Origin of the sequence: Barnesiella propionica (assembly GCF_025567045.1) — a bacterium.
Taxonomy (GTDB): Bacteria; Bacteroidota; Bacteroidia; order Bacteroidales; family Barnesiellaceae; genus Barnesiella_B; species Barnesiella_B propionica.
Genome location: NZ_JAOQJK010000003.1, coordinates 141,644 through 168,074, shown reverse-complemented (window position 1 = coordinate 168,074; position 26,431 = coordinate 141,644). Strand labels below are relative to the sequence as shown.

Sequence of the window (26,431 nt, the reverse complement as noted above, 5' to 3'; positions counted from 1 at the left end):
GCTGAATTGAAGAATTCTTCAATTTCAGCCTTTTCGCATGATTCGGTATATCTGTATTTAAAATGCTTTATGATAAAGTGTTTCTATGTCGGCTACCGATGTGGGACGAGGATTCCCTCCGGTACACACATCGTTGAATGCGGCTACCGCAAGTGACGGAATATCTTCTTCTTTCACTCCTATTTCTGATAGTTTTTGCGGGATATGTATGCTTAAGGAAAGTTTTTTCACTGCATTTACAGCGGCTTTTACTCCTTCCGCTTCCGTCATTCCTTCTGTATTAACACCCATTGCTTTAGCGATGTTGATGTATTTTGAGGCGGCCGGAGAATCAGCGTTGTATTCCATTACATAGGGTAGCAGAAGAGCGTTTGCCACTCCGTGCGGGGTGTCGTAAAATGCCCCCAGGGGATGAGCCATGGAGTGTACGATACCCAAACCTACGTTCGAGAATCCCATACCTGCGATATATTGAGCTTGCGACATAGCTTCGCGGGCTGTCTTATCTTTTCCGTTATCTACGGCTGCTTTCAGATTTTGTGCAATCATTTCTATGGCTTTCAATTCGAACATGTCGCTCATGGCCCAGGCTCCCGGCGTTATATATCCTTCTATGGCATGTGTAAGAGCATCCATACCTGTCGCCGCGGTAAGTCCTTTGGGCATGGAATACATTAATTCGGGATCGACAATGGCTACCGCAGGTATATCGTTGGGATCTACACATACCATTTTTTTACGGGCATCCTCATCTATAATCACGTAGTTTATCGTGACTTCGGCGGCTGTGCCGGCAGTGGTCGGTAATGCGAATGTCGGTACTGCTTTATGTTTTGTATCGGCAGTTCCTTCCAAAGATTTTACATCGGAGAATTCGGGGTTATTAGCAATGATTCCTATCGCTTTTGCCGTGTCGATGGAAGAGCCTCCTCCGAGAGCGACAATAAAGTCTGCTCCGGAAGCTTTGAAAGCCTTTACGCCATTTTGTACATTTGTGATAGTCGGGTTCGCTTTGATATCGTTATATAGTTCGTACGATATATTGTTCTCATTGAATACTTTGGTGATTTCATCAGCAACACCAAATTTTATGAGGTCTTTATCTGTCACGAAAAAAGCTTTCTTAAATCCCCGGCGGCAAGCTTCGAGAGCAATAACACTCCGGCTTCCGGCTCCGAAATAAGATGTTTCGTTTAAAATAATTCTGTTCATATAGTTACGGTTTTATTGCGGTGTTAAAATCATTTCGGTAAGTTGAAAGCAACGGTCATCTCTTTCATTTGTTCGTCGGTCATGCCGTCGGGTTCAAATCCCATGGACTTGGCCGTAAGGTATATCTGTGCCGATTTGGATAAAGTATCTATCATATCGAAAGCTTCCATAACATTTTCGCTTACCGAACATACGCCATGTTTTTCCCACATGACTACGTCATATTCTTTAAGCTGCTCCAAAGTAGCATCTGCCAATTCGATAGAGCTGGGTAACTTATACGGGACAATTCCCAATCCTTTGGGACAGAATGCCTTTGTTTCGGGTATCATGCTCCAGAGTAAATGTGAGAGTACGTCTTTTTTCAGAAAGGCCGGATTATGGGTCATGGCTACCAAATCTATCGGATGTGTATGAATGGCTGCCTTATAACCTGAACCGTTACTTATGAGATAATCGTGCATGGATAAATGTGCAGGTAATTCTGATGTGGGCTTGACAGCCTGATCTGCAATTATTTCATAACTTGCGCAATCGTCGCAAATGCGGATTACGGAACCGTTTTCCATAGGCCGTCTTGCCAAGTCCCGCATACGTTTGTTTGTTCCTTTACAGTAAAAATAGCATCCTTTCAGATTTGGTAAAGTTTTTCCTATAGGCGTTTTTTTGCTGATAGCAGGCATTTGTCTTATTTCATCATCTATCATTCCGGTGATGTTCACCGTAATATTTCCTCCGTTGCGTTCTGCCCAGCCTTTTTGCCACAGATATCCGGCAACTTCGGCTATTTCGTCTACTTGCTTCGCCAGAGCCGGTCTGTTTTCCAATATTGATTTCATTTGATTCATGTTTCTATATAAATTGTCCGTTAAGCTTGTGCCGTCGCTACCACGATGATAGATGAAACGAGTACTATTAATCCGAGTACAAGTACCAGAATCGTACGGTTATTCACACCTTTCCATTCTTTGAGGATAATTCCCCATACGTTCGAGAACGTTACGTTCAGGGACATGAGTATGCTCCAGGAGAATGCCAGCAAAACGGGGCTGTCGGTGAGAAAACTTTTTCCCATTTCCAGTCCGAAGAACTGAGAATACCAGAGAACTCCGGCTAATGCACAAAATAAAAGGTTGTTTATTAATTTGCTACCGCTGACCGAAAAATATTCGTGTCCCGATTTGTTCTTTATATTTTGTTGGATGCAATACACTGCATTTGTCAGGAATCCCCCTAAAGTGACCAGGAAAATAACCGGTAGTCCGGCATAAAGACTTTCGACTCCCGCCGAGATAGCAGCTTCTTTTATAGGACTTCCGGCATTCAGCCCTAAAGCGAAACAGGCACTCATAACACCGGCCAGAAGTGCGACTAGCAGTCCTTTTGTCAGAGCGAAGTCTTTTACGGCTGCTTTTTTCTCTTCTTCGGTCATGTTTTTAGAACGCAGGCTTCCTGCATATCCTATAGTTGCTATACCGGCCAAAGTGATGCATACGCCTATCAAGAGGGTAAGTCCTGTTCCGTGGAATAAATCCGTACCTCCGAATATCGCCGGAAAGAGAGTACCGAAGGCGGCACAGGTTCCCAGAGCGATGCTCTGTCCTAAAGCCACGCCTAAAAAGCGCATGCTTAATCCGAAAGTCAGTCCGCCGACACCCCATAAAACACCGTAAATGACGGATGGCAGCGCACCCCCCGAACTCCACAATTCTAATAATCCTCTGTCGTCAGGAATAGCAAGTAGTGCTCCCAGAAATGGGAACACTAACCATGCGAAAATTCCTTGTACAAGCCAGAAGCTTTCCCAGCTCCAATCCTTTATCCGTTTAATAGGAACATAAGAACTGGATTGTCCGAAGCTGCCTATGGCTATAATGAGTAAGCCTATGAACGTATTCATAACATTTTTCTTTTAACGTTTTGAAGTGACTTCTTTTTCGTATTTCTGTATCTCTGTAATAAACTCTTCTCCTACAGGTACATTGTTTTTCAGGCAGAAATAATCCCATACGGCATTCCAAGGAAGACCTTTGCTCTCTTCGAGCAATGCGAGCCTTTCGAAGAATTGCCCGTTTTTCTCATATTCGCGTAAGGCAGAAAGGGGTTCGAGAAGTGCTTGTAAAAAACATTTTTGTGTGGCTCTTGAACCTATGACATATGCGCCGATCCGATTTATCGATGCGTCGAAATAGTCCAGTCCGATATTTACTCTGTCGAGTGCATCACAACGGATAATTTCTTTTGCCAGATCCAGGGTATCGTCATTCATGATGGTGACGTGGTCGGAATCCCAGCGTATAGGACGGCTTACGTGCAGCATGATTTCCGGAGTGAATAACAGGACTGCCGATATTTTGTCGGCAATGCTTTCTGTCAGATGGAAATGTCCGGTATCCAGAGTCACTATCTTGTTATTCTTTGCACCGTATCCCAAATAAAAGTCGTATGAACCTACGGTATAGCTTTCGGCACCGATGCCGAACAGTTTAGCTTCGATACAATCTTTCATGTTCTTATATTCGGTGGCAAAAATCGTGTCGAGCGATTCTTTAAGTAACTGACGATAATAGAGGCGGTTTACGGTAATGTCTTTACTTCCGTCATGTACCCATAAATTCATAATACAAGGTGAGCCCTGGCGTTTGCCCATTTCTTCGGCGATAGCCCGGCAACGAATGGTGTGTTCGATCCAGAATCCGCGTATATCTTTATCGGGGTTGGCTAAAGTAAGGCTGCCGCTTTTCGGGTGAGAGAAAGAGGTCGAGTTGAAATCCAGTTTAAAACCGTTTTCAGCAGCCCATTGCATCCAGCTTTCGAAATGTGCCGGTTCTACTTCATTACGATCGACTTTTTTGTTACCGAAATCTCCGTATGAAGCATGCAGGTTGATACGGTGATTACCGGGAATGAACGAAGCGGCTTCGATCAGGTCGGCTCTTACTTCGTCTATATTTCTGGCTTTGCCAGGGTAATTTCCGGTAGTTTGTATTCCTCCTGATAATTGTGCATTGGGATCCTCAAATCCTGTGACATCGTCGGTTTGCCAGCAATGTAAAGACAAGGAAATTTTTTGTAACGCCTGTAATGCTTTTTCAACGTCTACTCCTACTGCAGCATATCTTTCGATAGCGATTTGATACGCTTTTTCTACTAAAGATTCTTTGTTCATTGTGTTTCGTTTTTGAGGTTAATGACAGATAATTGTTTTAAATTTTTCGTATGCTTGTTCCCACATTTGCGAATCTTGCGGTTCGTAAGAATGGGTATCAACAGACCGGGAGATAAGCTCTCTCATTTCGAGTAATGAATTGACCAGTCCGACGGCTTTTGCTTGTACCATGATGTTTCCTATAGCGGTGGCTTCGGCCGGTCCTGCGATAACAGGCAAACCTGTAGCATTGGCAGTGAACTGATTCAGTAATTTGTTTTGTGCACCTCCTCCGATAATATGTAACCGGTCGATAGGGAACGGGGCGACTGATTTTAGCTGTTCTATGACCATGCGGTATTTTAATGCAAGGCTATCTAGTATGCAGCGGACAAGCTGTGCATGTGTTTGCGGTATAGGTTGGTCGGTCCGGTCGCAATAATCAGTAATAGCTTTAGCCATAGAGTGCGGATTGGCGAAATCCGGAGCATCGGGGTCTATGAGAGACAAGAAAGGTACGGCGGAATCGGCCATTTGGGATATTTGGTCGAAATCGTACGTATGTCCTTCTTTTTTCCATTCTTTCCGGCATTGTTCCAGTATCCACATTCCGGTAATATTTTTAAGGAAGCGTGTCGTGCCGTCTATTCCTCCTTCATTGGTGAAGTTCAGTTTGAACGATTCCAGGCTGATGATGGGTTGCCGAGTCTCAATACCCATGAGAGACCATGTTCCCGAACTGAGATAGGCGAAATTTTCGTCCGGGGCGGGTACGGCTGCCACTGCCGATCCGGTGTCATGTCCTGCTACTGCGATTACAGGAATGGAATAATTTATGCCCGTTTCCTGCAATATATTTTCAGATAGAGTTCCTATCACGGTTCCAGGCATGACTATCTTCGGAAAGAGAGAGGAGTCTATTCCGCAAGGTTTGAGTAATTCATTATCTATGCTTTTGTCTTTGGCATTGAGAAATTGCGATGTAGACAGTATCGTATATTCACATACTTTGTTTCCTGTGAGCAAATATGATAAGGCGTCAGGAATAAACAGAATGCTCCGTGCTTCTTTCAAGGCACTGTTGTTTTCCTGGGATGCGGCGAATATTTGAAAAAGCGAATTGAAGTTGAGGAATTGTATCCCGGTTTTGTTATAGACGGTTTCTTTAGGGATATGCGAGAAGTATTTATTTTGTATATCGGAAGTATAAGGGTCTCTGTAGGAGCGGGGTAGTCCCAGTAAAGTACCGTCTTCGGCTACATATACGAAATCGACCCCCCATGTGTCTATTCCTATAGAATCGATGTGCTTGCACTTTTTCCCGGTTTCCCGGATGGCTTTTATTATCTCTTCATATAATGAATATATGTTCCAATAAAATCGTCCTGATATTTCGAGGATTTTATTTGGGAAACGCGAAATTTCCTGCATATGCAGATCGTTTCCCGAAAGCCGGGCTAATATGGCTCTTCCGCTTGTCGCACCGAGGTCTATCGCCAGAATATTTGTCTCTTTCATGTCTTTTAAGGTGTAGTATAATGAATGATGAATTTCTTTGATGGTACAAATATATGGCATGCCCAATAGAAATACTTTCTATAAATGACATTTGTGTTATGAAAAATGACACTATATATGATTGAATATAATAATATATGACGTATGAAATGAATTTGATATATTTTATCTTATTTTTCAGGTAAATAATGGATTGTGCAATAAAATATATTTCTATCTTCGCTATTGCTTAATTATTTTATATATATGAATTGACACTATGAAAAATATTCAAGAAAATTTATTGAAATATTTAACTGTTAATACGACAGACGAGAACTGGGGGATAACTTGTACCACGGTCGGATGCCAGAGTGTAGTTCCGGGTAGCGCTTATCCGGTATTGCATCACCCTTCTACTTATCTTTTTTCTGAAAATATGGGTCGTATTTTGCAGGAGTACCAGTTGGTGTATATTGTAGATGGAAGCGGGGAGTTTATCTCGGAGTCTTGCCGTAAAACGGATATTCAGCCGGGGACCATGATCATGTTATTTCCGGGCGAATGGCATAGCTATCATCCGCATAAGGAAACGGGATGGAAAGAATATTGGGTAGGATTCAGGGGTGTAAATATTGATAAGAGGGTTGCCGCCGGTTTTTTTACTCCCGAATCTCCGTTATTTAAAATAGGTATAAGCGAATCGGTAGTGAACGCGTATAAGGAAATAATACGTTATACCGAGGAGGAAAAGAGCGGTTATCAGCAGTTGGTGTCCGGTATCGCCCTTCATATTCTGGGACTTGTGTATTATAAAAATATCAATAATCAGTATGCCGGGAATCCGGTCGTGGATAAAATCAATGAAGCACGTATTCTTATGAGGGAGAATGTAGGTCAGCCTTTAACGGCCGAGGATATTGCTTCTCGTTTGGGAATGGGATATACTTGGTTCAGACGTATGTTTAAAGAATATGTAGGAATATCTCCTGCCCAGTACCAGATGCAGTTGAAACTTATACGGGCTAAGGAATTACTGGTCACTACTTCTCTTTCGGTGAGTGAGGTCGCTTATGAACTGGGATTTGACAGTGTAAGCCGTTTTTCTGCTTTTTTCCGTTTGAAAGAAGGAATAGCTCCGTCGGAATTTAAAAACCGGTTGAGCCTGGCCAGGCAGTGATTTTTTGTAAAAGCGAAGGGCCGGAATTTCCGGCCCTTCGCTTTTAAGTATATTTAATAATAAATATCTTATGCGTGAACTTCGTCAGATACGCTTAATTTTGCCCTGCCTTTTGCACGACGGCTTGCCAGTACCCGGCGACCGTTAGCTGTAGACATTCTTAAACGAAAACCGTGTTTGTTAATTCTTTTCTTGTTTGAGGGTTGAAATGTTCTTTTCATTGCCGTATATTTTATCGTTATTATTCATTTTTCGGACTGCAAAAATAGAGACTTTTTTTTAATAAACAAAGAGTTGCCCGATTTTTCGGTGAAACTTTTTACAGTAGGACCTATAAGAAAAGATAAAAGTTTATGGTAAAAGAATCTGCGGAAACAGAACTTTTGTAATAATATTCGTTTTTGCCGTTATTTTTGTTTTTCCGGTTTTTAAACTATGTCATTTTTTATTACCTTTGCCGAGCCTTATTGTTAAGAATATAAACATCTCATTTTGGTGGGATTCAAACATTTGCATTTAAATAATAATCAAATAATAAAAAATATTTTATGGCAACTACTGCAGATTTCAAAAATGGTATGTGTCTTGATATTGACGGTACCTACTATTTTATTGTAGAATTTCTTCATGTAAAACCAGGGAAAGGTCCGGCTTTCGTACGTACGAAACTGAAAAATGTCGTAACGGGACGAATTCTCGATAAGACATGGAATTCCGGTGTTAAGGTGGAAGAAGTACGTATAGAACGTCGTCCTTACCAGTATTTATATAAAGACGATATGGGCTATAATTTTATGAATACCGAGACTTATGATCAGATATCTATTCCGGGTGAAAGTATCGAGGGCGTTCAATTCTTGAAAGAAGGCGATATATGTGAAGCGCAGGTACATGCTGCTACCGAAACTATTCTTACTTGTGAAATGCCTGTGAACGTTGTTCTCGAGGTTACTTATACCGAACCGGGTATGAAAGGGGATACGGCTACCAATACATTGAAACCTGCCACCGTAGAAACCGGTGCGGAGGTTCGTGTTCCTTTATTTATTGAAACGGGTGATAAAGTAAAGATCGACACCCGTGACGGTTCGTATGTTGAACGTGTAAAATAAACTCAATATAAGTTTACAGTCATAACTTTTGTATTAAAGGGATGTTCCGGAAAAGAACATCCCTTTAATATTTTTATCAGAAGTGTAAATATATAAATAAAGTAATGTAGATGATTCTTGAGTATTATGGAAAATATATAAATCACAGGACATAAGTACAGACTGAATGTTTTAATGATGAAAAGCAAAATGTTTTTATTCATCTAAAATAATATATTATGGCTGTAGATAATCTTAAAGAAGGAAAACTAACTGTCGTGATTGAGGAACAAACATCTAAAGTTCCTTCCGGTGTATATTTGACTGTAGCAGTGGCTTCGATGCTGGCTTCATTAACGTTGAAATGTTTTGGAAAGAAGCATGCTGCCTTGTTTGTAGGACAATGGGCTGCACCGCTTTTAATTATGGGGGTATATAACAAAATAGTGAAAACCCAGGGACATGATTAAAATCGTCACGAGTTCCGCTATCAGGAAAGAAAGAGCTTTTTTCCTGATAGCGGATTTTTATATTTTGTTCATTGATTAAGTTCTATCGTTTGTTTTATATGTTATTCTTCAAAGAAGTTTTCTTGAAATATATATCTTTGTAACCAGAAAGGGAAATCTTTCCGTGTGCTTGCTACCACGTAAAAAACAAGAAACGTTTGTCTGGCCCTGGAATATACTCCCTGTATATTAATTTAAATAATTCGGAAAATGGAGAGAGAAGAATCAGCCCTGGTGTGCTTTTCAGGCGGTCAGGACTCTACAACATGCCTGTACTGGGCCTTGAGTAAATTCAAGTCGGTTCAGGCCGTTAGTTTTTTTTATGGACAGAAACACAACAGGGAGGTAGAAGTCGCCCGTACAATAGCCGGTAAAGCCGGCGTGCCATGGGAGGCCCTGGATATGTCCTTGTTGGGTCAACTGGCGCATTGCTCTTTAACAGATGATGCGATAAAGATGGATGAGGACAAGCCTGCGAATAGTTTTCCGAATACGTTTGTCCCGGGCCGTAATATGATATTTCTTTCTTTTGCTGCTGTTATTGCCTATAACCGGGGTATCAAACATTTAGTGACCGGAGTTTCCGAAGCCGATTTCAGCGGTTATCCCGATTGCAGGGATACTTTTATCCGCTCTCTTAATGTTTCTTTGAATCTTGCTATGGATACTCAATTTGTCATCCATACACCTCTTATGTGGAGAGATAAAGAACAAGTATGGCAGTTGTCGGATGAACTGGGCGTTTTTGATCTGATACGCAATGAAACGCTAACGTGTTATAACGGTATACCGGGAGACGGATGCGGTCATTGTCCGGCCTGTAAACTACGCCGCAAGGGTCTTGAATCGTATCTGGACCGCAGAAAATAGGCTGTTTTTTCGGATGTTAAAATAGTATATATCTATTCTTTTGTTTCTGTGAAAATCCGTTATCTTTGTGTCATAACACATGAAGAGAGAAACTATGCCTTATTTTTCGGTTATCGTTCCTGTATACAATCGTCCCGACGAGGTACAGGATTTCTTGGAAAGTTTGAGTGGACAGACTTCCAAAGACTTTGAAGTCGTATTGGTAGAAGACGGTTCTACCGTTTTATGTGACAAGGCTGTGGAAAAATATAAGTCACAGATGGAAATCCAGTATTATTATAAAGAAAACGAGGGACGAAGTATTGCCCGGAATTACGGTATAGAGCGGGCGAGGGGTGAATATTTTATTTTTTTCGACTCCGATTGTGTGATTCCTCCCGTTTATTTTGAGACCGTTAAAAACGAACTGGATAAGTCTTATGTCGATTGTTTCGGCGGTCCGGATGCGGCACACGAATCCTTCACCGATGTTCAAAAGGCGATTAATTATTCCATGACTTCTTTTCTTACGACCGGAGGAATCCGCGGTGGGAAAATGCAGTTGGAAAAATTTACTCCCCGTACGTTCAATATGGGCTTCTCCCGGAAAGTATATGAGAAGGTAGGAGGTTTCAGAGAGATGTTCAGTGAGGATATTGATATGAGTACCCGGATAAAGCGGGCGCAGTTTTCAATTCGTTTGATTCGTCCGGCCTATGTATATCATAAACGCAGAACGAACCTGAAACTCTTTTGCCGACAGATATATGTATTCGGAATGTCCCGGATATCTTTGTATTTGTTATATCCGGATTCATTAAAAATCGTACATCTGTTACCGTCCGTATTTGTTGTGGGGTCTTTGGTTATGATCATAGGTGCGTTTTTCTGTCCGTATGCTTTGTTGCCTTTGCTTCTGTATCTGTTTGCTATTTTTTTCGTGTCCTGGATACTGAACAAGAATATAAAAATTGCCGCTTTGTCTGTTGTAACCAGTGTGATACAGTTGGGCGGATATGGTTTGGGTTTTTTGAAAGCTCTTTTTCTAAAAGTGATATTAGGCCGTGGACGTAACGAAGCGGAAGAGATACAAATACGGAAAGGAAAATGACGGTTTATGGATATGGAAAACAATAATATTAAATTGAGTATCACCGATTTGCCGTTGGAGGATCGTCCTCGCGAAAAAATGATGCTGAGGGGAATAAGTGCTTTGAGCTCGGCGGAACTTTTGGCAATTCTTATAGGATCGGGCAATAAGGATGAAACGGCAGTCGAACTTTCACAACGTATTTTGAATTCTGCGGGGAATAATCTGAGTAATCTGGGAAAATATAATCTGGACGATTTTGTAAATAATTTTAAAGGGATAGGGCCGGCAAAGGCTATTACTATTATGGCTGCTCTCGAGCTGGGAAGGCGAAGGAAAGAAGACGGGGTGCCGGATCGTCCCCGTATTACATGCAGTGAAGATGCATATAAACTTGTGCGAGGAGGGCTGATAGATTTGCCATATGAAGTGTTTAAGGTGATACTGCTGAACAGGGCCAACCGGATTATTGATATATTACATATCAGCCAAGGTGGAACGGCATCGACCATTGTGGATGTGAAACTGGTAATGAAACCGGCTATACAACAGTTGGCTACGGGTATGATACTGTGTCATAATCATCCTTCTAATAATTCGCGTCCCAGTTCTTCGGACGACCTCCTGACTACTCGTATCAAAGAAGCTGCTTCTTTGCTGGAAATGACACTTACCGACCACATTATCGTATGTGAGGATGATTATTACAGTTATGCGGACGAAGGTCGTTTGTGACGGTTGTTATTAAAAATACCATATATGTGGTATTTATCCGGAACAAAAAGCCTGTTATTTTTGTCCTATTCTTAACAAAAAGTTCAATTTAAAAAAGTATGGCTATGTCTAAAATCGCAAAAAAACTGACTGATCTGGTAGGTAATACCCCTCTCCTTGAATTTTCTAAATTTAATGCGGAGAACGGACTTAAAGCCCGTATATTGGGAAAACTGGAATATTTTAATCCTGCAGGAAGTGTAAAAGACCGTATTGCCCTGGCGATGATAGAAGATGCCGAAGCTGAGGGAATTCTGAAGTCCGGTTCGACCATCATAGAGCCTACGAGTGGAAATACCGGTGTTGGCCTGGCTTTTGTATCGGCCAGTAAAGGGTATAAACTGATTCTTACTATGCCGGAGACCATGAGTGTGGAACGCCGTAATTTGTTAAAAGCATTAGGTGCCCAGTTGATATTGACTCCGGGAGCCGATGGAATGAAAGGGGCTATTGCTAAAGCGGAAGAGTTGAGGGATAAGACTCCTGGATCGGTTATTTTACAGCAATTTGAAAATCCGGCTAATCCGGCTGTACATGTACGTACGACAGCCGAAGAGATATGGAGGGATACGGAAGGAAGCGTCGATATTTTTGTGGCCGGAGTAGGTACGGGAGGTACGGTGAGCGGTGTAGGAAAGGGTTTGAAATCGCATAATTCCCAGGTGAAGATCGTAGCCGTAGAACCTGCGGACTCGCCCGTATTGTCAGGGGGAAAAGCCGGTGCACATAAGATACAGGGAATAGGTGCCGGGTTCATTCCCAAGACGTATGATCCGAGTGTGGTAGATGAGATCATACGGGTGGAGAATGACGATGCCATACGTACAAGCCGGGAGTTGGCTTCAAGTGAAGGTTTATTGGTGGGAATTTCTTCGGGAGCGGCAGTATATGCAGCGTTGCAACTGGCTAAATTACCTGAGAATGCCGGTAAGACGATTGTCGTGCTTTTGCCTGATACGGGAGAGCGCTATCTTTCGACTGTATTATATGCTTTTGAAGAATATCCTTTGTAAATATATTGAAATAAATATACAGAGGGAGCATCCTGAATCAGGATGCTTCTTTTATATGTAATATTCTGCGGAATCTATCAGACCGGCTTTTAGACCGTATTTACTTCCAGTTTGCGGAATATGTTTTTTTTGTGGGTAATGATTGTGTGTACGCTTGAAATTCTTTGTGTTGCTATTTCTTTTGTAGAATAACCCCGGGCAATTAATTTTAATATTTCGGTCTCGGTATGTGTGAGGTTCTGCCTATTGTTTTGTTTATCCGGGTTGTATGATTGTATGAGATTGGATATCTGTCGGCAGATGTACTGTTCCGAACGTACCGATTGTAACAGGGCTCTTTTAATTTCGTCTGCCTGTATCTCTTTCAGCAGGATGCTAAATGCTTTGTTGTGATAAATGTGCCGGATGAAAGTTTCGGTGAGTTCTGAGGTAATGAGTATCCAATCGGTTCTATGAAAACGTTCATGAATGATAATCATATCTTCTATTCCGGCCAGATCAAAAAGAACGTAGTCGAGGATAATAACAGCGTCGGGGTGAGCTAATAACAGCCGTGTCAATTCTTTTTTATTCTTGGCTTCCAGTATATTACTTGCCAGACCCGGCATGTCGTTTATGAAAGACAACATGCCGATTCTGGTGATATCCTGATTGTCGGCGAGAATGAAAGTTCTCATGACAGGTAGAGATTATCGGGCAAGGGCTTGTTTTATGTCGTTGTACAGGTCATGTGCCGATTCGAGACCTACTGACAGGCGGATTGTTTTCTGGCTGATATCCATGCTTTTTCTCTGTTCTTCGGTAAATGTCCCGAAAATAGTGCTGGCCGGATGTATGGCGAGAGTTTTATTGTCAAACAGATTGGTTGCCCTGCGTATTAATTTCAGTTTGTTCATGAAAGAAAAACAGGCATCCCGGGAAGTAAGGTCGAATGTAAACATGGCGCCCGGCTTGGATCCGAATTGTTCAGTACTTAATTTATAATAGGGATTATCTTTTAATCCTGTATAATTAACACGTTCTATTCCGTCCAGTGATTTTATCCTTTCGGCTAAATCAAGACAAGTAGATGCCTGCCGGTTGAACCGTACTTCCATCGTTTCCAGTCCGAGAGTTTGCATGTAGGCTGCCTGGGGAGTCATATATGCACCTAAGTTCCTGTGGATCTCTTTCCGCAGTTTTGCCGTGAAAGTTTTGTTTCCGTATTGCTTGGACATGCCGGAAAGTTTTTTCGATTTATTCCAGTCGAATGTGCCATAATCGAGGACGAGTCCTCCGAGTGAGGTAGCGCCTCCTGAAATGTATTTTGTACTGGAGACGATTTCGATGTCCACCCCAAAGTCTTTTGCCTTGAAAATATGGAAGGGGAGTATAGTGGTGTCGGCAATTAATGGGATTCCCTTTTTGTGACAGATAGATGCAAGTGCTTTCAGATCGGCTACTTCCATTTGGGGATTTGTTATCACTTCAAGAAATATAGCACAGGTATTCTCATCTATGGCATTTTCTGTTTCTTTCAAATTTGTGAGATCGCAGAAACGTGTTTCCACATTAAAGTCGCCCAGCGTACTTTTCATCATGGAGTAGGTATTCCCGAACAGATGCGGTGATGTTATGATATTACATCCCGAAGAGGCTATGGTCATGAGCATATTGCTGATAGCTGCCATTCCTGAATTAAAAGCTGTCACACTTAGTGCTCCTGTTATGGCTTGTATGCGGTCTTCGAAGTATTGAACGGTAGGATTGGTGATACGTGAATATGCATGGTCTGTTGTACGTCCGCAAAATGCTTCTTCCATTGCTTCGGCTGTATCGAACTCATAAGCGGCTGTATAATAAACCGGCATGGATAATGAATTATAAGCGTCCTTTTTTTCGAACGGTGTATGCAGTATCTTTGATTCGAAACCTATTTCTTCCATATTATTTAATTTTATTTTACCGGGCAATCGGTATTATTCGTAGCAAAATTACTAAGAATAGATTTATAAATAAAACAATTTGTTCTGTTTTTATACTATTTGCAAGCTGTTCGAATAAAATACTGTATATGAGGAATATGAATAAAAAAACAGACTGCCGGATAAGGCAGTCTGTTTTTTTATTGTATGATATGTTTTTTATTTTTTTGCCGGATTATATCGCTTGTTAAGCATATCTACGACTTCGTCCGTAATATTGTAAGACTCGTCTATATAAATAGTAGCGGCTTTATAGAGTATTGCCTGGTATTTCTTTGTTTTATTATATTCTTTGATGAAGGAATTGATCGAATCACTTACAGCCATCAGTGTTTTTTGTTGTTCCAACATCAGTTCTTGTTCTTTCTGTTGTCCCAGTTTTTGCAGATCGGCTTCTTTGCGTGCTATGCGCTGAGCTTCTTGTTCTGCTCTTTCCTGGGAAAGAAAAGCATTGTTCTGCAGTTTCCGCTGGAAATCTATTTTATCGTTTTGTAATTGGCGTGCTTTTTCATTGAAGTTGGCGTTTTCGTTCTCCATTCGTCTCATCAATGATTCTGATAGATCTTTGGCATAGTTATATTTTGCAAGAAGCGAATCGTTATCTATGTATGCTATAGGCAATCTTTCGGAAGTAACCGAAGGGCTGTCCGTGCCGGTAGCGGCTTTATCGGTACTTTTTGTCTCTGATTTGCATTGAACAAATAACAATGCAATAGCGACAGTTGCTACAGCAAAGATAACATGGGTAATAGTTTTCATAACTTAGTGATTTTATCTTACTTAATTTTTATTTGTCAGTTATTAAATCGCTCAGGTGTTTTTCATGTCTTTCTTTCCGGTCGGTAGATATTGCGCAGGTGATTCCTTTATCGGTAAGTTTTTTATTTGCACCTATGTGTATATTGGGAAATTTACCTCCCCGGACAAAAAAAACTTTTATACCTAAAAGTAGTATTGCAATAGCAACAAACCCTATGGTAAAAAACAATGTTTCCCACATTTTTGACTATATTTGTACTGCAAATATAGGAAAGGAAACTGTTATATTTACCGAAGTGTCTGATTATTTTGGAAAGAATGTGTTATAACCGGATATATTTAACATAATTTTTTTCGTTTATATATTGTTTAGCAGTTAATTAATTCAATATAAAAGTAGAATTATGGAAGTAAAAGATTTAAAACCGGAACTTATCTGGAAATATTTCGATGCTATTACAAAAGTACCGCGGCCTTCTAAAAAGGAAGAAAAAATAAGGGAATTCCTGCTTGGTTTTGCGAAGGAGCATAAACTGGATGCAAAAGTGGACAAAACAGGAAATGTCGTGATTACCAAGGATGCTACCGAAGGATATGAATGCGCTCCTACTGTTGTCATGCAGTCGCATATGGATATGGTGTGTGAAAAGAACGGCGGTGTAGAACATGATTTTGATAAAGATCCTATCGATACGTACATAGACGGTGAATGGGTTAAAGCGCGTGGAACCACTTTGGGGGCTGATAACGGAATAGGGATGGCCGCTGAACTGGCTGTTCTTGCATCGGATAATTTGAAACACGGAAAATTACAGGCGTTATTTACTGTAGATGAGGAAACGGGTCTTACCGGTGCATTCGGAATGGAAGAGGGTTTCTTTGACGGAGATTATCTTTTAAATCTTGACTCGGAAGACGAGGCGGAAATCTTTATCGGGTGTGCCGGGGGTATAGATACTACGTCTACATTCACTTATCAACGTGCGATGACTCCTGAGAACTATTTTTATCTTCGTATTGATGTAAGTAATCTTTTGGGTGGTCACTCCGGAGGAGATATACATTTGGGCCGGGGAAATGCGAATAAGATACTGGCTCGTTTTTTATGGCAATGTATGAAAAAATACGATATGGTGTTATGCAGTATCGACGGAGGAAATCTGCGGAATGCAATTCCCCGCGAGGCTACTGCGGTCATAGGAGTGCATCAGGCTGCTAAAGAAGATGTGAGAGCTGATCTGAACCACTATATTCCGGTAATAGAAGACGAACTCAGAGGGATAGAGCCGAGTGTTAAGATTACTATGGAATCGGTGGACGAACCGGAGTTTTGTATCGATCATGAAACGGCCTGGAACCTTGTTAATGCCTTATATGCCATACCTCACGGGGTTATTGCTATGAGTCGTGATATTCCAGGGTTGGTGGAAACCTCTACTAACCTGGCTTCGGTAAAAATGAAGAATGAGAATGAGATCGTTGTTGCAACGAGCCAACGTAGCTCTGTCGAGTCGGAGAAATATAATATTGCTCATCAGATAGAAAGTATATTCCTTTTGGCAAAATCCAAACCTACGCATGGCGACGGTTATCCCGGATGGAAACCTAATATGCATTCTAAAATTATGGAGACAGCGGTAGCAGCTTATGAAGAACTTTATAAGGTAACTCCGGCTATTAAAGCGATCCATGCCGGTCTGGAATGCGGTTTGTTCCTGCAAAAATATCCACATCTGGATATGATTTCTTTTGGCCCTACTTTGCAGGGGGTACATTCTCCTGATGAAAAGATGCATATTCCGGCAGTAGAAAAATTCTGGAATCATCTGGTACGTATATTGGAAAAGGTGGCCGAAGAAAAGAAATAATATTCTTTTCTGCATTATTAATAAGAAAGGTCTCTGAGAATACTTATTAATCTCAGGGACCTTTTTGTATCTGATTGGAAAATTAAAAGGATATTTGCCTATTTATTTTTTAATATAGAACCTATGTCCAGAAAACTTTTATATGCGTTTTCTTTTTCTTCTTTATTGTCGGAGTTTAATTCGGGATAGCTTATTCGCGTGTGGTATATGGTTTTCAGTTTTTCGATAAAGGTTTGTTTTATTATTTCCACGTCACGAAAACTCAGAGGAGTCTGTTTGAGCAGCCCTTCTGAGACTTGTCCGTCAATGATGCTGTTTACCAGTTTTGAAATAGATTCTTCGGTATATTCTTTCAAGCTGCGTGAAGCTGCTTCTACTGAATCGGCCATCATTACTATTCCTGTTTCTTTGGTGTTAGGATTGGGGCCCGGGTACATGAATTTTTCTTCGTCTACCGGTTTATCGGGATATTTATTGCAATATGAATTATAGAAATATTTGGCTTTACCTCTACCGTGGTGCATGAGAATGAAATCGCGGATAGGTAATGGTAGCATTTGTTTGTCGGCCATTTTAGCACCGTCTTTTACATGGGAAATAATGATTTGGGCACTTTGTTCAAACGGTAATGTACTGTGCGGGTTCACTCCGGACTGGTTCTCGGTGAAAAATGCCGGATTCTTTAATTTCCCTATGTCGTGATAAAGTGCTCCCGTACGTGCCAGTTGGGAACGGGCTCCGATTTTATTTGCCGCTTCTGCAGCCAGATTGGAAACCTGCAGGGTGTGCTGGAAAGTTCCGGGACATTCTTCGGACAATTGTCTTAACAGGGGATTATTTACATCGGATAATTCGACTAAGGTAACGGTAGATACGAATCCGAATATTTTTTCAAAAAAGAAGATGATGAGGTATGCGAATAATATGCAGATACAATTTATTCCCAGATAAAGGAACATATCCAGATTGAGTTTATTCAGGTCTCCTTCGGTTAACATGGTATATCCGGTGTATGTAATACAGTATGAAATATATACCAATATGGCCGTACGTACCAGTTGGGAGCGTTTTACCATGTCGCTCAGGCTGTCGATTGCCGTCATTCCGGCGATTATCTGAAGAAAGATAAATTCCAGAGCAAAGGGTGCGCAGAATGAACAGATAAGTACTGTGATAATGTGTACGTATAATGCAACACGGGAATCCAGAAAAGTAACCGTAACGATAGGGATTATGGCAAAAGGAACCAGATACAGTCCCAGCAAACGGAATTTTGCCAGGAAGAATGCTGCCAGTGATATGCCAACGATCAACATCATCAGGAAACCAAGTTTACGCAGGTCGTTGAATATTCCGGGACGGAACAATGCGAGGAAAAGATAGAAAAAAAGGAGGAGACAGGTAAATACAATGACTTGTCCTATAACTGTTTTTTCTTGTAAGTTATTGTTCGTGTTCTTTTTTAAGGTGACTGTTTCCAGTGATTTAAGGATCAGGTAAGTTTGCGGAGTTATAATTTCTCCCCGGTCAACGATACGTTCTCCCGCCTGTACGACGCCGGAAGAGAGCGAAACCCTTTGTAAAAGGTCCTCTTTGAACTTATTGGTGGTGATACTGTCATATTTCATGTTTTCCGCAAGATAATCATTGAGGTTGCATGATTGCAGTATGTGCCGGGTATATACATCGGGAAATTCTTCCAGTACGGTTTCGTACGCTTTCCGTGCCGAACGGAACGACTGTACGGGATATTCTTTCGCAATGTTTTTATCGATTATCCGTACCGATTTTATTTTATTGTTTTGTATCTGGTCATATACTTCGGAAGAAACAATACCGTCGTCGTATATTTTTTTTACCGATTGTATGATTTTTTCATATAGGTAATAGGGAACCGGCATTTCCTGATAAGATTTCAACGTTTTTTCCAGTGCGCTTATGTTGCTTTTGGCTATTTCTTTTTCTGCGGAAAAGAACGGTTCGAAGTTTCGTAACAAGCTATCTTTTTCGTAAGCTATGCGTTCATCGCTTTTATATATGGGAAAATCGAAAGATGCGGTAAGTAGTCCGTATTTCCAAGGTTTTCCTTCCTGAAAATTATACCTGAATTTTCCTTCCCGGGGGAAAAAATAGGTAAGCACCGATACGGCCGCAATAAAGAATAGAGCCTGTAATATCCATATATGTTTATGAGATTGGTTTTTAGCTTTCATATATTAATATTTACTGTCGAAATCTTTTTATGTAATACCAACAGAACGGTCTTGTTTTCAGTTTATCTCGTTTCCGGCTACACCGTCTCCGTTCCAGTCGATGAATAATGCCAGATTGGGTAATTCTATAGGTATTCCCAGTGTACTATAATAACGTTTGGTCCATGTAGTTAGTTGGTTCAGATTTAATTTCTGGCAATTGGCCTCATATGCGGTAATCATGTATTTTGCCAGTTTTCCTTTTTTTGCAAATTCGGTGCAGATTTTATTCAGATAATCCTGGAAAGAAGAGGGCGTCTGATTCACCAGAAGCGCTGCAGATATAACGAGTAAGGCTCCGGCTTCTTCATTACCGGCAGTTATGGAGAAAGTATTTGCATTTTTTTCGGCATATCGTTGTAATCCGAAGTGTGACAGGAGCTCAAACTGTGCCTGTTTGTAAGCGCTTTCATAGGACATTCCTGTCTGAATAAGATTCAGTATCCTGTCTTTTGTGATAGTTGTTATCACATTCAGATTAATATTACTTCCTTCAGACAATTCGGCCAGTGCGTATAATGTTATTTTACCTGCCGACGTGTCGTCTTTATCTCCGTCAGTGGGTTCGGTAGTTTTACCTGTTATTTCATTGTAATAATATCCCATTGCTGTGACGGAAACGAAAGGTTCTTTCAGTTTTACATTAAATTCGTAGGCTCCTCCTTTGTTGGTTACGGTTCTGATGACATCTCCCGTAGTGGCGAATTTACTGTTGGTCTCCAGGACAAATATCATGGAGTTGTCTACTAAAGTGCCTTTTTCTGCGCGTCCGCTTAAATGATAATTCTTTCCGTCATCTTTACAGGAGATAAACAGGAGGCAGAATAAAATACAATGTAAAACTTTTTTCATTATGCTTGGTTTTTAATTATTCTTTGGCCCGGCTTGCCGCTTTTACACCTTTTATTTTTTTTAGTTTTCGACAAAGTGTTTCAACGGATTTTGCATCATGTACCAAAATATTGAGAGAACCGTGGAAAACGCCTTCTTGCGCTTCTATGGCAAGATTTCTTATATTGATATTGAGTTCGTTGGAAATGGTACGTGTTATTTCGTTCAGTATTCCTATACGGTCTATTCCTTCAATGAGGATAGTTGCCGGGAAAGATTGTGTTATGCCGGACTCCCATTGCGTCGATACCAACCGGGGACCGAAACTACTTTTGAGTCTCATGGCGACGGGACATTCTCTTTTATGTACTATAACCGTTTCATTTTCATCGACATATCCTAATACGTCATCGCCGGGGATAGGATTGCAACAAGTTGCAATGGCGTAATTTTTTATACCGTTGTGATCTTTTAGTATATAATTTTGTTTCCTGTCTATGACGGGACGCTCTTCCGCATCCGGCTGTTTATTATTGTTTCCGCCGCCGAAAGATATTTTCAGATATTTCATGAAAATATTCTGATTTTTCTCTTTTAGGAATTTACGAATACTTTCTCCTAATTCCAGATCATTATTCCCTATTTTGAAGAACAATTCTTCCCGCTGTGCAAGTCCGAAATGATTTAATAATTTAGTGATAAGTTTGTTGTCATTTTCTATATTATTACTGGACAGGAATTCTTTGAATATTTTTTCTCCTTTGGAGATATTCAGTCGTCTGTCTTTTCGTAAAGCTGCTGTTAGCCTTGTTCTCGCTTTTGCCGTGGTGACGAGTGACAGCCATTCTTCTTTGGGCGTTTGGGACTTTGAAGTTAATATTTCTACCTGGTCTCCGCTTTGTAGTTTCTGGCTTAAAGGAACCAGTTTGTGGTTTACTTTTGCGGCAATGCAATGGAAACCGAGATCGGAGTGCAGGGTGAATGCCAGATCCAGTGCGGTAGCGTCCGTTGGGAGTGTAATAAGATCGCCTTTGGGGGTGAAAACGAAAATCTCGGTACTGAATAAATTCAGTTTGATTGTATCGAGAAAATCGATAGCATTCGGTTCGGGATGTTCAAGTATATCTTTGATCGTTTTTAACCATACGTCCAATTCCGATTCCTCGTCGGAGTCTCCTACTTTATATTTCCAGTGTGCTGCAAAACCGCGTTCTGCGATCTCGTCCATTTTTTCGCTCCGTATCTGTACTTCTATCCAGTTTCCGTCAGGTCCCATAACCGTGAGGTGAAGGGCTTTGTAGCCGTTTGCTTTAGGACGACTCACCCAATCGCGTGTTCGTTCGGGGTGGAGTTTGTAAATGTCTGTTATTATAGAATATATATTCCAGCATTCTTTTTTCTCGTCTGCTTCGTTATTGCATTGAAAAATGATGCGGACGGCATACAGGTCATACACTTCTTCGAATGGAATGTGTTTGGTCTGCATTTTGTTCCATATAGAGTATACGGATTTTACCCGGGCTTTCATCTCGAATTTAAAGCCTAACTCCTTCATCCTTTTTTCGATGGGCTTTGCGAAATTTTCATAGATAGCTTGCCGGTCTTTTTCTGTATATTGTATTTTTTGTTGTATCTGTTTATATGCTTCGGGATGCTCATACTTGAAGCTCAGGTCTTCCAATTCTGTTTTAATAGCGAAAAGTCCGAGCCGGTGGGCCAGGGGAGCATATATGTATAAAGTTTCGCCTGCGATCTTATATTGCTTGCTGGGTAACATGGACCCGAGTGTGCGCATATTGTGCAGACGATCTGCCATTTTAATAAGAATGACACGAATATCCTCGGACATGGTAAGCAATAATTTCCTGAAATTTTCAGCTTGGGCCGAAGCCTGATCTCCGAATATTCCTCCCGATATTTTGGTCAGTCCAGATACAATGGAAGCTATCTTTTTTCCAAAGAGATTTTCGATATCTTCTACCGTATATTCGGTATCTTCCACAACATCGTGAAGTAAGGCTGCGCATATGGATGTGGAGCCCAAACCTATTTCCTGGCTTACTATGCGAGCTACTGCTATGGGGTGAAGTATGTATGGTTCTCCGGAGCGCCTTCTTATACCGCGGTGGGCTTCGTTGGCAAATTTAAACGCACGCTCGATGATTTCGACCTTTTTGCGATGGTTCGAATTGAGATATCCGTTCAGTAACTCCTGAAATTTTTCTTCAATGAGTTGCTCATCTGCTATTTGTTTTGCATCGGAACTTTCCATATATGGTTTCTTATACTTGTCAAAAAGACAAACTTATGAAAAAAAATTAAATATAGTAGTGGGTAATGAAGTAAATAATACATGTATAATGTGTTTTTTCAAAATTCTGTCGAGGAGAGGCGATAAAAAAACAGAAGTACTTCATATCATGAAATACTTCTGCCTGTATAGTTTTATAATCTTTTTCAGATAGAGAGTTTGCGCAGGGTATTCAGTAATTCCCTGTCAATAGGTTTGTCGTTTTTAATAGCTTTATTGAAAGGCACATATTCTATTTCATCGTTACGAATACCTATCATGACATTTCTTTGGTCTTCCATGAGAGCATCTATTGCCGCGGATCCCATACGGCTGGCAAGGATACGGTCGTGTGCCGTAGGAGATCCTCCCCTTTGTATATGTCCCAGAATGGTTACGCGTACGTCATATTCTGGATATTCATTCTTCACACGTTCGGCGTAATGCATCGCACCTCCGGTCACAGGGCTTTCTGCCACGAGCACGATACTGCTGTTTTTTGATTTTCGGAAACCGCTTTTGATCAATTCTTCCAACTGGTCCACTTCGGTGGATATTTCCGGGATGATAGCCGCTTCGCAACCTGTCGCGATAGCTCCGTTCAATGCGAGGAACCCGGCATCACGGCCCATAACTTCGATGAAGAATAACCGTTCGTGAGATGTAGCCGTATCCCTTATTTTATCTACAGCGTCCATAATTGTATTTAGCGCCGTGTCGTAACCAATGGTAGTATCGGTTCCGTACAAGTCGTTATCGATTGTTCCCGGAAGCCCCACTATGGGATAGTTGAACTCTGTAGCGAATATACGTGCTCCCGTTAACGTTCCGTCTCCTCCTATCACGACCAGTGCGTCAATATGTTCTTTTTGGAGAGTATCGTAAGCCAACTGGCGTCCTTCAGGGGTTTCGAATTCTTTACAGCGGGCTGTTTTTAGTATTGTGCCTCCAAGTTGAATAATATTACTTACGTTTTGTGTTCTGAACTGTTCGATATCGCCTGTGATCAATCCTTTATAACCTTTGTAAATTGCTTTTACCTCAAAACCGTTATAAATCGCGGCACGGGTTACGGCCCGTATTGCCGCATTCATTCCGGGAGCATCTCCTCCCGATGTCAAAATTCCAATACATTTAATAGCTGACATAGGAATATTGTTTTAATTTAAATTCTATGAAACTTTCCACAAAAGTAGTAACTATTTTTTAAAGCAATATGACAAAAAAAATAATCGTGTTTAATAAAGCATAAAAAAAGGTGAAGCCTTTTATTCGTCCTGTCCCAGCATCTGTTTTACATAATCGGCTACTTCGGACATCAGCCAACGTGGAGTGGATGTGGCTCCGCAAATACCTATGCTTTCTTTTTTTTCAAGCCATTCGGGTAATATTTCGCTTACATCGGAAACCATGCGTGATTCAGGGTTTACCTGGCAACATTCTTCAAAAAGGACTTTTCCGTTGGAACTTTTTTTTCCACATACAAAAAGTATGAGGTCATGTTGCTGTGCGAAATTCCTAATGTTAGGAATGCGGTTGGCTACTTGCCTACAGATGGTATCGAACGATTCAAAATCATTTCCTCCTTTTTTTTCTGCTATTTGGTGCGCCATATTACTGAATCCTTCTACCGATTTGGTCGTTTGCGAATAAAGCCGTATCGACTTGCTGAAATCAATGCGTTTTATGTCTTCGGCGTGTTCTATAACGACCGCTGTTCCATGAGTTTGCCCCACAAGTCCATTTACTTCGGCATGTCCCAGTTTTCCATAAATAACAATTTGGGTCTTATCCGGTTCGTTGTTGTCGAACGATTGTTTTATTTTCCTCTGTAGTTGTAATACGACAGGACATGTGGCATCGATTATTTCGATGTCGTTTTTTTCGGCTATGCGGTATGTTTCGGGAGGTTCTCCATGGGCGCGGAGCAATACTTTTACGTGGTGAAGTTTCTTAAATTGTTCATGGTCGATGGTGATGAGTCCTTTTGCTTTTAAGCGTTCTACTTCGTTGCTGTTGTGCACGATATCGCCCAGACAATATAATTGTCCGGTCTTGTCCAGTTCTTCTTCTGCTTTTTTGATGGCATTGACTACCCCGAAGCAGAATCCGGAGTTTTTATCGATTTCAACTTTTACCATTCGGAATAATCAGGTTTTTATTTTCTGTATAGCTTCTGTGTATCGCTCGAGGAGCCATTTATTTTGTTGTTCGATAGTGATATCCGAGTTATCGAGCAGCAAGGCGTCATCTGCTTTTCTCAACGGACTTTCGGCACGGTTCTGGTCTATGTGGTCCCGGCTTTTTATATTATCCAGGACTTCGTCATAGGCGACGGGAATGCCTTTAGCTTTTAATTCATCTACCCGGCGTTGTGCCCGTGTCTCGGCCGAAGCGGTGACAAATATCTTCAGTTCGGCGTCAGGAAAAACAGTTGTACCTATATCCCGTCCGTCCATTACTATCCCTTTGGATTTGCCCATTTCCTGCTGCAGCTTTACCATAGCGGTGCGTACGAACGGTATAGCACTGACCGGACTGACCTTCGACGATACTTTCATTGAGCGTATTTCATCTTCTACGTTTTTCCCGTTCAGGTATGTATCTGCTTTTCCTGTCTGGGAATTAAGCCGGAAGCTGATATGAATGTCGTTCATTAAAGACCGTAAAGTTTCTGTATCAACAATATCGCCCGAGATAAGGTTGTGTTCCAGGCAATATAAAGTAACGGCACGGTACATCGCTCCGCTATCAATGTAAATATAACCTATTTGTCGCGCCAAATCTTTTGCCATAGTACTTTTTCCACATGAGGAAAAGCCGTCTATGGCTATAGTGATTTTTGAATTTTCGTTCATATATGGGGGTAATTTATTTTTTAAATTCAAATAAATTGGTGGAAAGGTTGAACATAAAGGTAGTTCCACTGACATGTTGTTGCCCTAAAGCCACTCCTATGCCGAACATTTTTACTCTAATGCCTGCACCTATGCTGAATCCGGAAAGTATGTTCCGTGCGTAGGTTTTCATATCAGTTCTTGTTTTGTAATTATAACCTACTGCCAGATATATGTTGTCGGTCGGTAAAACGTCTATGCCGAAAACCAGGTGCCGGAATAAATCTGATGCGAAATTTCCTTTTTCGGATATTTCTTCGGAGTCGCTGCTTTGGCTTCCGCTGTTTACTGAAAGGTAAGGCAATTTCCAGCGTGTGAGATGATGAGCGGTAACCGATACCCGAACTGGGGCGTGTTCAAGGGATTGTGTATATCCCAGTTGTATATCCCAAGGCATACGCTCGAATGTTTCGTTATATTTCTTTATTTGTCCTCCCAGATTTTTTATAACCAGAGATAATGACAGGTCCGATTCGGACCGGTAGTAGTTGATCCCCAGGTCTACGGCCAGAGCTAAAGATGTATATTGTTCATAAGAGGAATAGAGAAATTTCGTATTGATACCTCCTCTTAACCGGTTTGTAATATTGTGTGAATACATTCCGTTGAATACAATGTCTTTGGGACTGAATTCCCCCATTATCATGCCGGTTTCGTCGGTTTGTTTCATTTTTCCGTATCCGTAATACTGAATTCCGGCCGCCCACGCTCCGTTCTCTCCTGCTGCTTTGGCAAAAGATGCACCGGCCAGATTTATTCCGCCGACATAATGCATGTAATTGAGTCCCAGTTGCAGATTCAATTCGGGCCCCAGTAGCGCGGGATTCTGGTTTATCAAGCTGATGTCGTCTTCTATGATCGAAATGTTGTTGCCTCCTAAAGCATAAACATGTGATGATGATGTAATATTCAAAAAATCGAATGAAGACTTTCCTTCTTGCCCATATGCTGTTATTGATACCCAGGCTAGTACTAAAAGTAAAAGGCGATATTTTAGTCGGTTCATTATATTCTTAGTTATGCGTTCAAAGATACATTTTTTTTTATTTTCTCGAAAACTGCTTTGTCAAAAGATGTGCTTCATTAAAGCGATGTGCTGTCTTTCAAATATGCCGAAAGATATTTCTTTCAACTAATTAACGAAAAAAAAGCCTATGAAGTATATCAAAGAGCATACTTATCTTTGAAAAAAAATAAAAAGCTGCTA

The 26,431-nt window shown here is 41.1% G+C and carries 25 protein-coding genes; 8 read left to right on the top strand and 17 right to left on the bottom strand.

Going from position 1 to position 26,431, the window contains the following annotated elements:
* Positions 1 to 57: 57 nt before the first annotated feature.
* The 5 genes from fucO to OCV73_RS05385 are packed head-to-tail and all read right to left on the bottom strand — an operon-like array spanning position 58 to position 5,878.
* Positions 58 to 1,212, bottom strand: coding sequence for a lactaldehyde reductase (gene fucO / locus OCV73_RS05405; RefSeq protein WP_147550045.1), 1,155 nt, complete (start codon positions 1,210 to 1,212; stop codon positions 58 to 60).
* Positions 1,213 to 1,241: 29 nt separating this feature from the next.
* Positions 1,242 to 2,051, bottom strand: a complete 810-nt coding sequence (gene rhaD, locus OCV73_RS05400; protein ID WP_147550042.1) for a rhamnulose-1-phosphate aldolase — start codon at positions 2,049 to 2,051, stop codon at positions 1,242 to 1,244.
* 29 nt (positions 2,052 to 2,080) lie between these two features.
* Entirely contained in the window at positions 2,081 to 3,112 is a 1,032-nt protein-coding gene (rhaT, locus tag OCV73_RS05395; RefSeq protein WP_147550039.1) for an L-rhamnose/proton symporter RhaT, read from the bottom strand.
* A gap of 12 nt (positions 3,113 to 3,124) precedes the next feature.
* Positions 3,125 to 4,381, bottom strand: coding sequence for an L-rhamnose isomerase (locus tag OCV73_RS05390; protein WP_147550036.1), 1,257 nt, complete (start codon positions 4,379 to 4,381; stop codon positions 3,125 to 3,127).
* 18 nt (positions 4,382 to 4,399) lie between these two features.
* Positions 4,400 to 5,878 carry a rhamnulokinase gene (locus tag OCV73_RS05385; RefSeq protein ID WP_147550033.1) on the bottom strand — a complete coding sequence of 493 codons (1,479 nt, stop codon included), beginning with the start codon at positions 5,876 to 5,878 and terminating at the stop codon, positions 4,400 to 4,402.
* A 259-nt stretch (positions 5,879 to 6,137) separates the two neighbouring features.
* Here OCV73_RS05385 and OCV73_RS05380 point away from each other — a divergent pair, with 259 nt between their 5' ends.
* Complete coding sequence (locus tag OCV73_RS05380; RefSeq protein WP_147550031.1) at positions 6,138 to 7,037, top strand: AraC family transcriptional regulator; 900 nt, start codon at positions 6,138 to 6,140, stop codon at positions 7,035 to 7,037.
* Positions 7,038 to 7,105: 68 nt separating this feature from the next.
* Here the strand turns inward: OCV73_RS05380 and rpmH are convergent, their stop codons facing one another.
* Positions 7,106 to 7,258: a 50S ribosomal protein L34 gene (gene rpmH / locus OCV73_RS05375; RefSeq protein ID WP_147550028.1), complete on the bottom strand. Its 153-nt coding sequence runs from the start codon at positions 7,256 to 7,258 to the stop codon at positions 7,106 to 7,108.
* A gap of 327 nt (positions 7,259 to 7,585) precedes the next feature.
* On the opposite strand from rpmH, the gene efp reads away from it, so the two are divergent.
* The 6 genes from efp (at position 7,586) to cysK (ending at position 12,363) form a co-directional block, all read left to right on the top strand.
* Positions 7,586 to 8,149: an elongation factor P gene (gene efp / locus OCV73_RS05370; protein WP_147550025.1), complete on the top strand. Its 564-nt coding sequence runs from the start codon at positions 7,586 to 7,588 to the stop codon at positions 8,147 to 8,149.
* Between the two features lie 218 nt (positions 8,150 to 8,367).
* Positions 8,368 to 8,598, top strand: a complete 231-nt coding sequence (locus tag OCV73_RS05365) for a hypothetical protein (protein WP_147550022.1) — start codon at positions 8,368 to 8,370, stop codon at positions 8,596 to 8,598.
* A 249-nt stretch (positions 8,599 to 8,847) separates the two neighbouring features.
* Entirely contained in the window at positions 8,848 to 9,507 is a 660-nt protein-coding gene (gene queC, locus OCV73_RS05360) for a 7-cyano-7-deazaguanine synthase QueC (RefSeq protein WP_147550019.1), read from the top strand.
* Positions 9,508 to 9,601: 94 nt separating this feature from the next.
* A complete protein-coding gene (locus OCV73_RS05355; protein ID WP_147550502.1) occupies positions 9,602 to 10,597 on the top strand; it encodes a glycosyltransferase in 996 nt (331 codons plus the stop codon).
* A 12-nt stretch (positions 10,598 to 10,609) separates the two neighbouring features.
* The gene (radC, locus tag OCV73_RS05350) at positions 10,610 to 11,311 is read left to right on the top strand and encodes a RadC family protein (RefSeq protein WP_147550500.1); all 702 of its coding nucleotides are present in this window, start codon (positions 10,610 to 10,612) and stop codon (positions 11,309 to 11,311) included.
* A 104-nt stretch (positions 11,312 to 11,415) separates the two neighbouring features.
* On the top strand, positions 11,416 to 12,363 hold the full coding sequence (gene cysK, locus OCV73_RS05345; protein WP_147550016.1) for a cysteine synthase A: 948 nt from the start codon (positions 11,416 to 11,418) through the stop codon (positions 12,361 to 12,363).
* An 89-nt stretch (positions 12,364 to 12,452) separates the two neighbouring features.
* Here the strand turns inward: cysK and OCV73_RS05340 are convergent, their stop codons facing one another.
* From OCV73_RS05340 to OCV73_RS05325, 4 genes are all read right to left on the bottom strand, one after another.
* The gene (locus OCV73_RS05340; protein ID WP_262512881.1) at positions 12,453 to 13,040 is read right to left on the bottom strand and encodes a response regulator transcription factor; all 588 of its coding nucleotides are present in this window, start codon (positions 13,038 to 13,040) and stop codon (positions 12,453 to 12,455) included.
* A 12-nt stretch (positions 13,041 to 13,052) separates the two neighbouring features.
* Complete coding sequence (locus OCV73_RS05335; protein WP_147550013.1) at positions 13,053 to 14,288, bottom strand: PLP-dependent transferase; 1,236 nt, start codon at positions 14,286 to 14,288, stop codon at positions 13,053 to 13,055.
* A 198-nt stretch (positions 14,289 to 14,486) separates the two neighbouring features.
* A complete protein-coding gene (locus OCV73_RS05330; protein WP_147550010.1) occupies positions 14,487 to 15,086 on the bottom strand; it encodes an OmpH family outer membrane protein in 600 nt (199 codons plus the stop codon).
* Positions 15,087 to 15,114: 28 nt separating this feature from the next.
* Entirely contained in the window at positions 15,115 to 15,327 is a 213-nt protein-coding gene (locus OCV73_RS05325) for a hypothetical protein (protein ID WP_147550007.1), read from the bottom strand.
* 163 nt (positions 15,328 to 15,490) lie between these two features.
* On the opposite strand from OCV73_RS05325, the gene OCV73_RS05320 reads away from it, so the two are divergent.
* Positions 15,491 to 16,954: an aminoacyl-histidine dipeptidase gene (locus OCV73_RS05320; RefSeq protein ID WP_147550004.1), complete on the top strand. Its 1,464-nt coding sequence runs from the start codon at positions 15,491 to 15,493 to the stop codon at positions 16,952 to 16,954.
* A 98-nt stretch (positions 16,955 to 17,052) separates the two neighbouring features.
* On the opposite strand, the gene OCV73_RS05315 is transcribed toward OCV73_RS05320, so the two are convergent.
* The 7 genes from OCV73_RS05315 to porQ all read right to left on the bottom strand — a co-directional run bounded on the left by OCV73_RS05315 (position 17,053) and on the right by porQ (position 26,230).
* Complete coding sequence (locus OCV73_RS05315) at positions 17,053 to 19,167, bottom strand: HD family phosphohydrolase (RefSeq protein WP_147550002.1); 2,115 nt, start codon at positions 19,165 to 19,167, stop codon at positions 17,053 to 17,055.
* Positions 19,168 to 19,224: 57 nt separating this feature from the next.
* Positions 19,225 to 20,058, bottom strand: a complete 834-nt coding sequence (locus tag OCV73_RS05310; RefSeq protein ID WP_147549999.1) for a hypothetical protein — start codon at positions 20,056 to 20,058, stop codon at positions 19,225 to 19,227.
* Between the two features lie 16 nt (positions 20,059 to 20,074).
* Positions 20,075 to 22,309, bottom strand: a complete 2,235-nt coding sequence (locus OCV73_RS05305; protein WP_147549996.1) for a RelA/SpoT family protein — start codon at positions 22,307 to 22,309, stop codon at positions 20,075 to 20,077.
* A 185-nt stretch (positions 22,310 to 22,494) separates the two neighbouring features.
* Positions 22,495 to 23,475, bottom strand: coding sequence for a 6-phosphofructokinase (pfkA, locus tag OCV73_RS05300; protein ID WP_147549993.1), 981 nt, complete (start codon positions 23,473 to 23,475; stop codon positions 22,495 to 22,497).
* Between the two features lie 120 nt (positions 23,476 to 23,595).
* Positions 23,596 to 24,468 carry a 4-hydroxy-3-methylbut-2-enyl diphosphate reductase gene (locus OCV73_RS05295; protein WP_147549990.1) on the bottom strand — a complete coding sequence of 291 codons (873 nt, stop codon included), beginning with the start codon at positions 24,466 to 24,468 and terminating at the stop codon, positions 23,596 to 23,598.
* A gap of 9 nt (positions 24,469 to 24,477) precedes the next feature.
* Positions 24,478 to 25,185 (bottom strand): (d)CMP kinase, encoded by a 708-nt coding sequence (cmk, locus tag OCV73_RS05290; protein WP_262512880.1) that lies wholly within the window; start codon positions 25,183 to 25,185, stop codon positions 24,478 to 24,480.
* 13 nt (positions 25,186 to 25,198) lie between these two features.
* Positions 25,199 to 26,230, bottom strand: a complete 1,032-nt coding sequence (gene porQ, locus OCV73_RS05285) for a type IX secretion system protein PorQ (protein WP_147549984.1) — start codon at positions 26,228 to 26,230, stop codon at positions 25,199 to 25,201.
* Between the last annotated feature and the right edge of the window lie 201 nt (positions 26,231 to 26,431).

What these genes read in the sequence shown, in the direction of transcription:
- fucO (WP_147550045.1), bottom strand. Translation starts at nt 1,212, where the DNA reads ATGAACAGAATTATTTTAAACGAAACATCTTATTTCGGAGCCGGAAGC.
- rhaD (WP_147550042.1), bottom strand. Translation starts at nt 2,051, where the DNA reads ATGAAATCAATATTGGAAAACAGACCGGCTCTGGCGAAGCAAGTAGAC.
- rhaT (WP_147550039.1), bottom strand. Translation starts at nt 3,112, where the DNA reads ATGAATACGTTCATAGGCTTACTCATTATAGCCATAGGCAGCTTCGGA.
- OCV73_RS05390 (WP_147550036.1), bottom strand. Translation starts at nt 4,381, where the DNA reads ATGAACAAAGAATCTTTAGTAGAAAAAGCGTATCAAATCGCTATCGAA.
- OCV73_RS05385 (WP_147550033.1), bottom strand. Translation starts at nt 5,878, where the DNA reads ATGAAAGAGACAAATATTCTGGCGATAGACCTCGGTGCGACAAGCGGA.
- OCV73_RS05380 (WP_147550031.1), top strand. Translation starts at nt 6,138, where the DNA reads ATGAAAAATATTCAAGAAAATTTATTGAAATATTTAACTGTTAATACG.
- rpmH (WP_147550028.1), bottom strand. Translation starts at nt 7,258, where the DNA reads ATGAAAAGAACATTTCAACCCTCAAACAAGAAAAGAATTAACAAACAC.
- efp (WP_147550025.1), top strand. Translation starts at nt 7,586, where the DNA reads ATGGCAACTACTGCAGATTTCAAAAATGGTATGTGTCTTGATATTGAC.
- OCV73_RS05365 (WP_147550022.1), top strand. Translation starts at nt 8,368, where the DNA reads ATGGCTGTAGATAATCTTAAAGAAGGAAAACTAACTGTCGTGATTGAG.
- queC (WP_147550019.1), top strand. Translation starts at nt 8,848, where the DNA reads ATGGAGAGAGAAGAATCAGCCCTGGTGTGCTTTTCAGGCGGTCAGGAC.
- OCV73_RS05355 (WP_147550502.1), top strand. Translation starts at nt 9,602, where the DNA reads ATGCCTTATTTTTCGGTTATCGTTCCTGTATACAATCGTCCCGACGAG.
- radC (WP_147550500.1), top strand. Translation starts at nt 10,610, where the DNA reads ATGGAAAACAATAATATTAAATTGAGTATCACCGATTTGCCGTTGGAG.
- cysK (WP_147550016.1), top strand. Translation starts at nt 11,416, where the DNA reads ATGTCTAAAATCGCAAAAAAACTGACTGATCTGGTAGGTAATACCCCT.
- OCV73_RS05340 (WP_262512881.1), bottom strand. Translation starts at nt 13,040, where the DNA reads ATGAGAACTTTCATTCTCGCCGACAATCAGGATATCACCAGAATCGGC.
- OCV73_RS05335 (WP_147550013.1), bottom strand. Translation starts at nt 14,288, where the DNA reads ATGGAAGAAATAGGTTTCGAATCAAAGATACTGCATACACCGTTCGAA.
- OCV73_RS05330 (WP_147550010.1), bottom strand. Translation starts at nt 15,086, where the DNA reads ATGAAAACTATTACCCATGTTATCTTTGCTGTAGCAACTGTCGCTATT.
- OCV73_RS05325 (WP_147550007.1), bottom strand. Translation starts at nt 15,327, where the DNA reads ATGTGGGAAACATTGTTTTTTACCATAGGGTTTGTTGCTATTGCAATA.
- OCV73_RS05320 (WP_147550004.1), top strand. Translation starts at nt 15,491, where the DNA reads ATGGAAGTAAAAGATTTAAAACCGGAACTTATCTGGAAATATTTCGAT.
- OCV73_RS05315 (WP_147550002.1), bottom strand. Translation starts at nt 19,167, where the DNA reads ATGAAAGCTAAAAACCAATCTCATAAACATATATGGATATTACAGGCT.
- OCV73_RS05310 (WP_147549999.1), bottom strand. Translation starts at nt 20,058, where the DNA reads ATGAAAAAAGTTTTACATTGTATTTTATTCTGCCTCCTGTTTATCTCC.
- OCV73_RS05305 (WP_147549996.1), bottom strand. Translation starts at nt 22,309, where the DNA reads ATGGAAAGTTCCGATGCAAAACAAATAGCAGATGAGCAACTCATTGAA.
- pfkA (WP_147549993.1), bottom strand. Translation starts at nt 23,475, where the DNA reads ATGTCAGCTATTAAATGTATTGGAATTTTGACATCGGGAGGAGATGCT.
- OCV73_RS05295 (WP_147549990.1), bottom strand. Translation starts at nt 24,468, where the DNA reads ATGGTAAAAGTTGAAATCGATAAAAACTCCGGATTCTGCTTCGGGGTA.
- cmk (WP_262512880.1), bottom strand. Translation starts at nt 25,185, where the DNA reads ATGAACGAAAATTCAAAAATCACTATAGCCATAGACGGCTTTTCCTCA.
- porQ (WP_147549984.1), bottom strand. Translation starts at nt 26,230, where the DNA reads ATGAACCGACTAAAATATCGCCTTTTACTTTTAGTACTAGCCTGGGTA.